The following is an 11,150-nucleotide window of genomic DNA, read 5'->3' as shown; positions in this document are numbered from 1 at the left end:
CAGAAGACAGAAGACAGAAGACAGAAGACAGAAGACAGAAGACAGAAGACAGAAGACAGAAGACAGAAGACAGAAACGGTAAGCCCCGCTCACTCCCTGCGCAATTCGCTATCGCTTCCTACCGGCAACCAAGGGAGATAGAGAGAAAAACGGCTTAACCCCAAATCACAAGGATAAAAAAAGCGGTCAGCTTTCGCCAACCGCTATAAATAGTATGCACTATTTTGAGAACGTATCGCGCAGCGATTAGTTCAGACGCTCTTTAATACGAGCAGACTTACCAGAACGCTCACGCAGGTAGTACAGTTTCGCTTTACGCACAGCACCACGACGCTTAACAGCAACGCTGTCGATCAGTGGAGAGTGAGTCTGGAACACACGCTCAACACCTTCGCCGTTGGAGATTTTACGTACGGTGAATGCAGAGTGCAGACCGCGGTTACGCTTAGCGATTACCACGCCCTCGAATGCCTGCAGACGCTTTTTATCACCTTCAACAACCCAAACCTGTACCACAACGGTGTCACCAGGACGGAACGCCGGTACGTTTTGTTTCAGTTGTTCTTGTTCCAGTTGCTTAATGATATTGCTCATAATTCTCTCTTAACCCTAGAATTAACTGAATCTTTAGTTCTGCTCACTGCCCTGATGTTCCTCTTGGAACTCAGTCAGGAGCACCGCTTGCTCGTCAGTCAGAGCTAGGCTTTCTAGAAGCTCAGGTCTTCTCAGCCAAGTACGGCCCAGCGACTGTTTTAATCGCCAGCGACGAATTTCTGCATGATTCCCCGATAATAAAACCGGCGGCACTTGCATCCCATCTAATACCTCGGGCCGGGTATAGTGCGGACAGTCCAGTAACCCGTTCGCAAAGGAATCTTCCTCTGCGGACGCTTGATGGCCCAGTACACCCGGAACAAACCGCGCGACTGCATCCAGCAGCGTCATGGCAGGTAACTCACCGCCACTGAGAACGTAATCGCCGATTGACCATTCTTCGTCAACTTCGGTTTGGATCACGCGCTCATCTATGCCTTCGTAGCGACCACAAACCAGAATCAACTTCTCGTTTGTTGCCAGCTCACTCACACCAGACTGATCCAGTGTGCGTCCCTGAGGCGACAGATAGATTACCTTCGCCCCATCACCTGCAGCCGCTTTCGCTGCATGAATCGCATCCCGTAAGGGTTGCACCATCATCAACATGCCCGGCCCGCCCCCGAAAGGTCTGTCATCGACAGTGCGATGCCGGTCGTGCGTAAAATCGCGAGGATTCCAGCACTCAATGCTGAGCAGGCCATTTTTTACCGCTCGGCCGGTTACCCCGAAATCGGTCACTGTACGGAACATCTCAGGGAACAAGCTTACTATTCCTATCCACATAGGTTTCGGCCTATCCACATAGATTTAGTGCCAATTCTCGTCAGACAGATTGCTCTGCCCCGGGTCAGAAACCAGGATCCCAATCTACTTCGATAGTTCGAGTAGCGAGATCGACTTTTTTGATAACCTGCCCATCGAGGAACGGAATTAACCGCTCCTTGATTCCAAAAGCATCTTTCAGGTTTGCCTTCACCACCAGAACATCGTTAGAGCCGGTTTCCATCATGTCAGTGACTTTACCAAACTCATAACCACTGGTGTTTACCACCTTGCAACCCATCAGGTCACGCCAGTAATAATCACCATCTTCCAGCTTAGGTAGCTGTGAAGCATCCACGGCAATTTCTGCATTAGTCATTGCGTGGGCTGTTTCACGATCATCAACGCCTTTCAGCTTGATGATCAGGTCATTGTTGTGGTGACGCCAGCTTTCCAGCTCCACCTCACGCCATTGACCCCCTGTTTTCAAGAACCAAGGTTGGTACTCGAAAATACTTTCCGAATCCTCGGTGGAGGAGTACACCCTGAGCCAACCACGGATACCGTATGTAGAACCCAGTTTCCCAAGCACCACAGGCTCAAGCAGCTTACTCATTGAAACCACCCAGACGGATTACGCAGCTTTCTGCGCGTCTTTCAGCAGCTTAGCAACACGGTCGCTTACAGTAGCGCCCAGGCCAAGCCAATGGTTGATGCGATCCAGGTCCAGACGAACCTTCTCAGCCGCACCAGCAGCGATTGGGTTGAAGAAACCCACGCTCTCGATGAAACGGCCATCACGCGCACTACGGCTGTCGGTTACGACTACTTGATAAAACGGACGCTTTTTAGCGCCGCCACGTGCCAAACGAATAGTTACCATAACGTCCTCTTATATTAACAAAAACACCCAGAGACCGTATTGAGGGTCGGACTCCGGGGTCTGCGAAAAAGCTGTCGAATTTTACTCGTTTCAGGGTAAAAAGCAACCTGCCTTAACGGATTTACACACGCGGCACCTGTCAAGGCACCGCTACGGTAAGGATTAACGGCCAAACATGCCCGGTGGCATCATACCTTTCATGCCACGCATCATTTTCGCCATGCCGCCTTTGCGCATTTTTTTCATCATGCGCTGCATTTCAGTAAATTGCTTGAGCAGACGGTTCACATCCTGCACCTGAACACCGGCACCCATGGCGATACGGCGCTTACGGCCACCTTTAATCAGCTCAGGGTTACGGCGCTCGGCACGGGTCATGGAGTTGATCATCGCTTCCATTTTCACGGTGACCTTGTCATCCATCTGCGCTTTGATGTTATCCGGCAACTGACCGGCACCCGGCAGTTTTTCCAGCATGCTCATCATGCCGCCCATATTGCGCATCTGTTGCAGCTGATCGCGGAAGTCTTCTAGGTCGAAGTTGTCGCCCTTCTTGAACTTCTCGGCCATTTTCTCGGCCTGTTCACGGTCAACGTTACGCTCCAGATCTTCAATCAGCGACAGTACATCGCCCATGCCCAGAATTCGTGACGCAACGCGATCCGGGAAGAACGGCTCCAGCGCATCGGTTTTCTCGCCCACACCGAGGAATTTAATCGGCTTGCCGGTGATATGACGGATAGACAGCGCCGCACCACCACGGGCATCACCATCCACCTTGGTCAAAATCACACCGGTCAATGGCAACGCTTCGTTAAATGCCTTGGCGGTATTGGCCGCATCCTGACCGGTCATGGCATCGACCACGAACAGGGTTTCGATTGGATTGATGGCCGCATGCAGCTGCTGGATCTCGTCCATCATCTCGCCATCAACGTGCAAACGACCGGCGGTATCCACCAACAGCACATCGTAGAATTTCAGTTTGGCGTGCTGCAGCGCTTTGTTAACGATCGCTAACGGCTTTTCTTGCGGATCCGATGGGAAGAAATCGATCTCAACGCTTTCCGCCAAGGTTTCCAGCTGTTTGATCGCCGCCGGGCGATACACGTCCGCGGACACCACCAGCACTTTTTTCTTCTTACGCTCACGCAGGAACTTACCCAGCTTGGCCACACTGGTGGTTTTACCGGCCCCCTGCAGACCCGCCATCAGCACCACAGCTGGCGGTTGCGCCGCCAGATTCAGGTCACTGTTGGCTTCGCCCATCGCCAATTCGAGTTCGTTACGTACAATTTTCACGAACTCCTGACCCGGTGTCAGGCTCTTGTTGACCTCTTGGCCAACGGCACGCTCTTTAACGCGATTGATAAAATCACGTACCACGGGCAAAGCGACATCCGCTTCCAGTAACGCCATGCGTACTTCACGCAGGGTGTCTTTAATATTTTCATCAGTCAGTCGGCCACGGCCGCTGATATTGCGCAGAGTGCGCGACAGTCGATCAGAAAGATTCTCAAACATCGTAGTCAGTGTCCGCTTGCACAGGGTCTGTGTGGCTTAATAATTGAAGGGATTATACCTGATTATTCTGCTTATGTGGCAGTCACAAGGTTGGAGCATTGCCGAAGGGACGGTATACTAGCTTTTCTTCTATCAGGTTATGCAACCACTGACACCGACTTATGCCAATTTTCGCGACACTCGCCTTACTGGGTTATGCCGCCTGTCTGGGGCTGATTATTCCGAGTTTGCTGCGTAAAAACGGACCGAATCCACGGGCCGTGTTTGCCTGTGCCGGTTTCGCACTGCTGTTTCATGGGATCACCCTGCAAGAGCTCATTTTTGGTGCGGTCAGCGGACAAAACCTCAGCCTGATGAATGTGGCGTCGCTGGTTGGCTTGATCATCACCTTACTGATGACCTTGTCGCTCCTGCGTTATCGGGTCTGGTTTTTGATGCCGGTGGTGTATAGTTTTGCGGCCATCAATCTGGCCGCGGCCAGTTTCCTGCCCGGCGCCTTTATTACGCACCTTGAGCATAACGCCGGTATTTTGCTGCACATCACCTTGGCACTGTTTGCCTATGCCACCTTGATGATTGCCACCTTATATGCCCTGCAACTGGCGTGGTTGGATTACCGCCTCAAGCAAAAACGGTTACCGCTTAGCCCGATTTTCCCGCCGTTGATGACCATCGAGCGCCAGCTGTTTCAGATCACCTTAATTGGTGAGATCCTGCTGACCTTAACGCTGATCAGTGGCTGGTTTTTCCTGCAAGACATGTTCGCGCAAGGCAAATCGCATAAAGCCATTTTGTCGATGTTGGCATGGGTGGTCTATGGCGTGCTGCTGTGGGGACACTTTCGCCAAGGCTGGCGCGGACGCCGTATGGTCTACTTCAGTCTGATCGGCGCGTTCTTACTGACTCTGGCCTATTTTGGCAGCCGCTTTATGCAGGAAGTGATCCTGCGCTGATTATCGGACACAACCCGCTTGATTCTACGCTATGTAGCTCATATTTATTGAAACCGTGTTTACGCAGACCGCGTTGCTGTTGCTACACTGTCTAGCCTGAATGCCCCTTTAGCATTTCTAAGACGCTGTCTTTGTTGGATATTGTCTTTACTGAAATACTGTTACTGACGAAAGGAACCATTACTTGGACGACATACATACCGGCACACTGTTTATTGTGCTGATTTTAATGTTGTTAATTTCTGCCTATTTTTCCGGCTCCGAAACCAGCATGATGTCGCTGAACCGCTACCGGTTGCGGCATATGTCCAAAGAAGGACACCGCGGCGCGAAGCGTGCCGAGCACCTGCTGCAGCGCCCTGATCGCCTGCTCAGCCTTATCCTGATTGGCAACAACTTGGTTAACATCCTCGCTTCGGCCATTGCCACAATTATTGGTATGCGCCTTTATGGCGATGCCGGGGTGGCGATTGCCACCGGTGTGCTGACTCTGGTGGTGTTGATCGTATCCGAAGTGATGCCTAAAACCATCGCCGCGCTGTATCCGGAAAAAATTGCTTTCCCAAGCACCCTGCTGCTGAATGTGCTGATGAAGCTGATGCTGCCGGTGGTGCTGTTTACCAACCTGATCACCTCCGGTTTGATGCGCCTGTTTGGCTTGCGCTCCGATGTGAAAAACTCGCAAGCGGTCAGCAAAGAAGAGCTGCGCACGATTGTGCATGAAGGCTCGCGCATTACCCGCCGCAACCAAGATATGCTGCTGTCTATCTTCGATCTGGAGCAAATCACGGTGGAAGATATCATGGTGCCGCGCAGTGAAGTGGTCGGTATCGATATCAACGAAGATTGGAAGAGTATTGTCCGTCAGCTCAACCACTCGCAACATGCCCGTTTGGTGCTGTACCGCGACAATTTGGATGATGCCATCGGTATGCTGCGTGTGCGTGAAGCCTACCGCTTGATGATGGAAAAGAACGAGTTCAACAAAGAGACGCTGCTGCGCGCCACCGATGAGATTTATTTCGTCCCAGAAGGCACGCCGCTGAACGTACAGCTGCTCAAGTTCCAGCGCAATAAACAGCGTTTTGGTTTGGTGGTCGATGAATATGGTGATATTCAAGGCTTGATCACGCTGGAAGATATTCTGGAAGAGATTGTGGGTGAATTTACCACCTCAATGTCGCCAACTCTGGCCGAAGAAGTGACTCCGCAAAGTGACGGCACCATTTATGTGGAGGGTACCGCCAATATTCGCGATCTGAACAAGGCCTTTAACTGGCAGCTGCCGACCAATGGCCCACGAACCGTCAACGGTTTGCTGCTCGAATACTTGGAAGATATTCCTGATGTCGGCACCAGCGTGCACATGTATGGTCATCAGATCGATATTCTGGAAGTCAGCGATAACATGGTCAAACTGGTACGGGTACATCCGAAAAATAACGGTGACGATGCCACGCCAGAAAATGATGGCTGAGTCTGACTAACCACGCACGCAAAAAAAACCGCCACAGCGATTCGCTAGTGGCGGTTTTTTTATGCTGAGCTCCGATTATGCCAACCGTTGCGCCTAATCTCTTACCCTACGATTGAATTAGCCCAACAGCGATGGATCTAGCGCCAACTCGTCATTGCGATTCACGCCCACACCGCGGCTAAGTACATTACGCGCAATCTGCTGCGCTTCGCTCAGCGAGTGCATGGCACAGGTACCACACTGAAAGCGGTTCAGCTCTGGGATATCATCCTGCGAGGCCACTTGCACCACATCTTGCATCGCGGCAAGCCACGCATCCGCCACCCGCTGTGCATCCGGCGCACCAATCAGGCTCATATAAAAGCCGGTACGGCAGCCCATCGGCGAAATATCGATAATCTCAACCCCGTTACCGTTTAAGTGATCGCGCATAAATCCGGCGAACAAGTGCTCCAGCGTGTGGATCCCTTTTTCGCTCAAGATCTCTTGATTCGGGACGCAAAAGCGCAGATCAAACACAGTAATGGTATCGCCATGCGGGGTTTGCATGGTCTTGGCAACGCGCACGGCCGGTGCAGCCATACGGGTATGATCGACGGTAAAACTATCAAGTAATGGCATGCGGCTGTTTTCCTTACTGATTTTATCTTCTGTGAAAAAAACAAAAAAATTTTGTCAAACAGGGGAAACCTTTTATCCGGCATCCGGTCTTAATTACTGTAAGACGCGCTATTTTGTTGTCATCACATCCCTGAAATTACACACGCAGAGATGTATTTCGGCCACCCCACCTTGGAGTGGCCTTTTTTATGGGCGCAGCGATAGAAAGTCCTGCTACCGGAGCGCTCAAAAGTGTTGCTGCTGCAAATACGCATCAAAACTCAGCGTATCAGCGGCTTCAATCTCAGCTTGTTTACGCTGCGAATGTTCACGCTCTTGCACAAACTCCGCTTCGCTCACCATTTCGGTTGGCTCGGATGCTAATTGACGATGATAACGACTCGCCAGCCCCAGACCTAAACCGCTCATGCCTTGCTGCAGCATGTCATCCAACACCCGCGCCGACAAGGTCAATGATGGATCGGCAAATGCCGGTTCGAGCTTATCGCACAGCGCCTGATAAGTATTGCCCTGCTCCGCATCCAGTACGCTGGCCACTTTACGCAAGTCGGCAAACAGTTTCTGGCCCACTTCCGACAGCGGCTCACGGCTAGTCTCACACCCGATCCCGATGGTCTGCCCTGGCTTACGTCCTTCGAGGATCACGCGGTTCCAGTTTTTACGACAACACAGCAACTCGCCTTCACTCATCTCTGGCGCCTCGGCCAGCGCACACCAGATCAAGAACAGATCCAAGAAGCGCACTTGCTCGGCATCAATCCCAATCGGTGAGTAAGGGTTGTTATCTAGCGCGCGCACTTCAATGTATTGAATGCCACCACGCAGCAGCGCATCCGACGGCGACTCACCCGGTAAGGTGACGCGCTTAGGCCGAATCGGCGCATAGAACTCATTTTCAATCTGCAGCACATTGCTGTTGAGCTGACGATACTGGCCATCTACCTTCACGCCCAGTTCGGCATACTGCTTGGAAGGCTGATGAATGGCCTTTTTCAGCGCATCCACATAAGTGTGCAGATGATTGAAGGTAATGCCTAATTTACTCTGCTCTTTATTGGTGTAACCCAAATCACTCATGCGCAGCGAGGTCGCATACGGCAAGTACATCAACCCTTTGCCGTTAGACTCAAACGGCAGTACATCTTCACGACCGGCGATAAACGAACGGCACAGTGCAGGTGAAGCACCAAACAGATACGGGATCACCCAACCAAAACGATAATAATTACGGATCAGGCGGAAATAACCATCCGAGACACTTTCCTGATAGGTGGCCGGATCTTGGCCAGCAAACCGCAATTGCCAGAACGTATCCGGCAACGAAAAGTTATAGTGCACACCGGAGATCACCTGCATCAAGGCACCATAACGGTTTTTCAGCCCTTCACGATACAGCGTTTTAAACTTACCGATGTTAGAGCTGCCGTACTGCGCCAAAACGATATCGTCTTCATTGCCAATAAAGCACGGCATGCTCAACGGCCAAAACAGCTCGTTCTCCACCTGACGGGCAGTATAACGGTGAATATCACGTAAAAATGTCAGCAGACGGTCTACATCTCGCTCCACTGGGGTGATGAATTCCAGCAGACTTTCGGCAAAATCCGTGGTGATCCAGCTATGGGTCAGCGCAGAGCCTAACGCCGAGGCGTGTGGCGTGGCCGCCAAATGGCCATCTGGCGTAATACGCAGGGTTTCGCGCTCAATACCGCGCCCCAAACCTTTAACACTGTGCGGATTAGCCGCCAGCCATGATAATGCAGCTGATACGTCAGGAATCAAAATAGACCTTCCTTTACCTGAACTCGTAATCTGTTAAGGATACTGGTTAAATAGGTAAATTTCTACGTTATAACAATCGGTTACTCTTTATCCTATCCGAATAAAATACCGCTCGCCCCGTTGAAAATAAGTATGATTACCAGATAACGCAGTGTTTTTCCTAACAAAATAAACAGTGTGGATGACGCCCACGGCAAACGAAACCAGCCGGCGAGCAAACATAAAATATCGCCGATCAACGGCAACCAACTAAACCACAATGACCACACGCCATAACGCTCAATCCAGCGCGTAGCGGTATCTAATCCACGTTGCGGTTTTAAGATCGCCAGACCTCGCCCCATCCACACGCTGCACAGGCTACCCAGCGTATTACCCACGACGGCGGCGGCTAACAATTGCCACTGCGGCCACTGCGCTTGGCGCAGCAACCAGACCAACACCACTTCCGAATTACCCGGTAAAATAGTGGCGCTGAGGAAACTGCTGGCCAGCAGCCCCCACAGGCCATAGCTTTCCCATGCCGCGCTGAGCATCAGTACAGGGTTCGCACGTCAACCACATCCATACCGGCGCGCCGCGCCGCTTGCAGACCAAACTCTGCATCTTCAAAAACCACGCAATGCTGTGGCGCGATGCCTAATTTCTCGGCGCACAGTAAAAAGGTATCTGGCGCCGGTTTATGCGCCTGCACATCATTAGCGCCCACTAACACGGAAAAATAATCGCGCAGTCCCATATGACGGAGCAACGCTTCGGCGACCGCCGTTTCACTGCCGGTCCCCACCGCCATCGGACGGCGCCCATGGTACGCTTTCACCACATCCTCAATCAGGGGTAACGGACGGCACAAATCAAACAGCAGCAACTCCACCGCATCGGCTTTTTGCTTAGCGATCAGCCGCGGATCCAGATCAGCGCCGTGACGGGTTAAGATCGAGCTGGCGATCTGCCACGTTGGCGCGCCGCTTTGCGAGGCCATAAACTCCGGCTCATACGGCAAACCGTAACGACCCAACACCTCTTCCCATGCCTGGCGGTGTGCTGGCAAAGATTCAATGATGGTGCCGTCCATATCAAAAATCAGGCCTTGGTAGCGGTCGTACATGGTTCCTCCAATGAAAAAATCAATTTGCCACAGGTGCGACCTCGTTCAAGCTCGCGGTGCGCCTCGGCACCGTCCTGCAGCGGATATTCCTTGCTAAGCATGATGTGCAGCTCGCCTTGCGCGATGAGCGCCAGCAATGCCTGTAAATCGTGCACATTAGGCTGCGCCAATAAGCCAACCGCCGTTGAAATGCCACGCTTTGCGGCCGCTTGGCAGACTCGCTCAGCGTTGATGGTCGGTAGTGTCAGAACGCGACCGGAGGGTTTCACCCATGCCAAAGCGCGGATGCCGGCATCGCCGCCCACCAAATCGAACAGGACATCCACCTGCCGCGGCAAAATATCATCAGCAGTAGGCAACGGTTGCTGATAATCAATGATCTCGTGCGCCCCTAACTGCTGGGCTAACGCGCTTTTTAGTGCCGAACACAGCGCAACGACTTGCGCTCCGCAGCGGCGTAACAGCTGCACCAACAAATGACCAACCCCACCGACAGGCGCCGATACCAGCACCCGCTCTCCGGGCTGTACCGCCATTTTGCGCACCATCTGCCAAGCAGTGATCCCAGCCACCGGTAAGGCTCCGGCTTGCGCCAAACTGACGTTATCTGGAACCCGCGCCAGCAATGTATCCGGCACCGCCAAATAACGGCTATACCCGCCGCCACCTTGCACATAACCGGCCACCCGATCGCCGCACTGCCATGCACTATCGCTGCTCGCGTGCACAACGGTTCCCGCCACATCAAAACCGGGTACCCAAGGCAAATCATCTTTGTGCGCCTGTGCCGCCCAGCCTAAACCTGCGCGAGTTTTGGCATCAATCGGGTTAATTCCCGCCGCAGCCACTTGCACCACCACCTGCTGGGCACCGGCCTGCGGCATCGGCAAGGTTTGCACCTGCAAGACCTCTGGCGCGCCAAAGGCGGTGATCGCCAGCCCAATATTCTCGCCGCACGTAAATTCTGCAGCCTGTTGTGATGATGCCATCTGTCACTCCTTCGCTGAATATCTGCTGATCCATTGCCCAATTGCGGCCATTGTATGGGGGTAGGTCTGCCTGAGCCGCGCCTTACCACCAGAGTCAATAGGCTTTCACGCCATACAACGCAGGCAGTAGGGGTAAAAACGCAGTTACTCTAGCCTAATCCCTGGTTAGATGCAGCTTTCACGCAACAAAACTGCCACTGCGGTTTAGCCTAAAATCGGTTAATCGCGAACGTAACAAGACAAAGAAAATAAGCGTAGGTAGGAAAATAAGATGGATTCAGAAGGAAAGAGTGAACGAACGTAGCCAACAACGCTGCAGCTTCAAGTCGGAAGAGTATAAACGCAAAAAGCCCCGTCAATGACGGGGCTTTCTACTTTAGATGGTGCATCCGAGAGGATTCGAACCTCTGACCGCTCGGTTCGTAGCCGAGTACTCTATCCAGCTGAGCTACGG

The 11,150-nt window shown here is 52.5% G+C and carries 12 protein-coding genes; 2 read left to right on the top strand and 10 right to left on the bottom strand.

Features of this window, described 5'->3' with window-relative positions:
* Positions 1 to 246 precede the first annotated feature (246 nt).
* The 5 genes from rplS to ffh all read right to left on the bottom strand — a co-directional run bounded on the left by rplS (position 247) and on the right by ffh (position 3,766).
* The gene (gene rplS, locus L975_RS15740; RefSeq protein ID WP_010864337.1) at positions 247 to 594 is read right to left on the bottom strand and encodes a 50S ribosomal protein L19; all 348 of its coding nucleotides are present in this window, start codon (positions 592 to 594) and stop codon (positions 247 to 249) included.
* A gap of 33 nt (positions 595 to 627) precedes the next feature.
* Entirely contained in the window at positions 628 to 1,380 is a 753-nt protein-coding gene (gene trmD / locus L975_RS15735; protein ID WP_010864338.1) for a tRNA (guanosine(37)-N1)-methyltransferase TrmD, read from the bottom strand.
* A 64-nt stretch (positions 1,381 to 1,444) separates the two neighbouring features.
* Entirely contained in the window at positions 1,445 to 1,975 is a 531-nt protein-coding gene (rimM, locus tag L975_RS15730; protein WP_047709266.1) for a ribosome maturation factor RimM, read from the bottom strand.
* An 18-nt stretch (positions 1,976 to 1,993) separates the two neighbouring features.
* Entirely contained in the window at positions 1,994 to 2,242 is a 249-nt protein-coding gene (gene rpsP, locus L975_RS15725; RefSeq protein WP_010864340.1) for a 30S ribosomal protein S16, read from the bottom strand.
* 162 nt (positions 2,243 to 2,404) lie between these two features.
* On the bottom strand, positions 2,405 to 3,766 hold the full coding sequence (gene ffh / locus L975_RS15720; protein WP_010864341.1) for a signal recognition particle protein: 1,362 nt from the start codon (positions 3,764 to 3,766) through the stop codon (positions 2,405 to 2,407).
* Positions 3,767 to 3,927: 161 nt separating this feature from the next.
* Between ffh and L975_RS15715 the strand changes: the two genes are divergently transcribed.
* On the top strand, positions 3,928 to 4,719 hold the full coding sequence (locus tag L975_RS15715) for an inner membrane protein YpjD (protein WP_010864342.1): 792 nt from the start codon (positions 3,928 to 3,930) through the stop codon (positions 4,717 to 4,719).
* Between the two features lie 184 nt (positions 4,720 to 4,903).
* Positions 4,904 to 6,196: a CNNM domain-containing protein gene (locus tag L975_RS15710; protein WP_010864343.1), complete on the top strand. Its 1,293-nt coding sequence runs from the start codon at positions 4,904 to 4,906 to the stop codon at positions 6,194 to 6,196.
* A 117-nt stretch (positions 6,197 to 6,313) separates the two neighbouring features.
* Here the strand turns inward: L975_RS15710 and luxS are convergent, their stop codons facing one another.
* The 5 genes from luxS to L975_RS15685 form a co-directional block, all read right to left on the bottom strand.
* Positions 6,314 to 6,817 (bottom strand): S-ribosylhomocysteine lyase, encoded by a 504-nt coding sequence (gene luxS, locus L975_RS15705; protein ID WP_039045153.1) that lies wholly within the window; start codon positions 6,815 to 6,817, stop codon positions 6,314 to 6,316.
* A 225-nt stretch (positions 6,818 to 7,042) separates the two neighbouring features.
* Positions 7,043 to 8,599 carry a glutamate--cysteine ligase gene (gshA, locus tag L975_RS15700; protein ID WP_047709265.1) on the bottom strand — a complete coding sequence of 519 codons (1,557 nt, stop codon included), beginning with the start codon at positions 8,597 to 8,599 and terminating at the stop codon, positions 7,043 to 7,045.
* 92 nt (positions 8,600 to 8,691) lie between these two features.
* Positions 8,692 to 9,135 (bottom strand): YqaA family protein, encoded by a 444-nt coding sequence (locus L975_RS15695; protein WP_052181542.1) that lies wholly within the window; start codon positions 9,133 to 9,135, stop codon positions 8,692 to 8,694.
* Positions 9,135 to 9,707 carry a fructose-1-phosphate/6-phosphogluconate phosphatase gene (gene yqaB, locus L975_RS15690; RefSeq protein ID WP_010864347.1) on the bottom strand — a complete coding sequence of 191 codons (573 nt, stop codon included), beginning with the start codon at positions 9,705 to 9,707 and terminating at the stop codon, positions 9,135 to 9,137. Before yqaB ends, L975_RS15695 begins: the two co-directional genes overlap by 1 nt.
* Entirely contained in the window at positions 9,683 to 10,696 is a 1,014-nt protein-coding gene (locus tag L975_RS15685) for an NADP-dependent oxidoreductase (protein WP_052181541.1), read from the bottom strand. The genes yqaB and L975_RS15685 overlap by 25 nt, the downstream gene beginning before the upstream one ends.
* Positions 10,697 to 11,150: the final 454 nt, after the last annotated feature.

It is taken from the genome of Plesiomonas sp. ZOR0011, assembly GCF_000800945.1.
Taxonomy (GTDB): domain Bacteria; phylum Pseudomonadota; class Gammaproteobacteria; order Enterobacterales; family CAMTGL01; genus Plesiomonas; species Plesiomonas shigelloides.
Note: the sequence above shows the minus strand (reverse complement) of the source record. Positions and strands in the feature narration are given on the sequence as shown.

Excerpts from the sequence above, each read along its gene's own strand:
- rplS (WP_010864337.1), bottom strand. The coding sequence starts at position 594 with ATGAGCAATATCATTAAGCAACTGGAACAAGAACAACTGAAACAAAAC.
- trmD (WP_010864338.1), bottom strand. The coding sequence starts at position 1,380 with ATGTGGATAGGAATAGTAAGCTTGTTCCCTGAGATGTTCCGTACAGTG.
- rimM (WP_047709266.1), bottom strand. The coding sequence starts at position 1,975 with ATGAGTAAGCTGCTTGAGCCTGTGGTGCTTGGGAAACTGGGTTCTACA.
- rpsP (WP_010864340.1), bottom strand. The coding sequence starts at position 2,242 with ATGGTAACTATTCGTTTGGCACGTGGCGGCGCTAAAAAGCGTCCGTTT.
- ffh (WP_010864341.1), bottom strand. The coding sequence starts at position 3,766 with ATGTTTGAGAATCTTTCTGATCGACTGTCGCGCACTCTGCGCAATATC.
- L975_RS15715 (WP_010864342.1), top strand. The coding sequence starts at position 3,928 with ATGCCAATTTTCGCGACACTCGCCTTACTGGGTTATGCCGCCTGTCTG.
- luxS (WP_039045153.1), bottom strand. The coding sequence starts at position 6,817 with ATGCCATTACTTGATAGTTTTACCGTCGATCATACCCGTATGGCTGCA.
- L975_RS15695 (WP_052181542.1), bottom strand. The coding sequence starts at position 9,135 with ATGCTCAGCGCGGCATGGGAAAGCTATGGCCTGTGGGGGCTGCTGGCC.
- yqaB (WP_010864347.1), bottom strand. The coding sequence starts at position 9,707 with ATGTACGACCGCTACCAAGGCCTGATTTTTGATATGGACGGCACCATC.
- L975_RS15685 (WP_052181541.1), bottom strand. The coding sequence starts at position 10,696 with ATGGCATCATCACAACAGGCTGCAGAATTTACGTGCGGCGAGAATATT.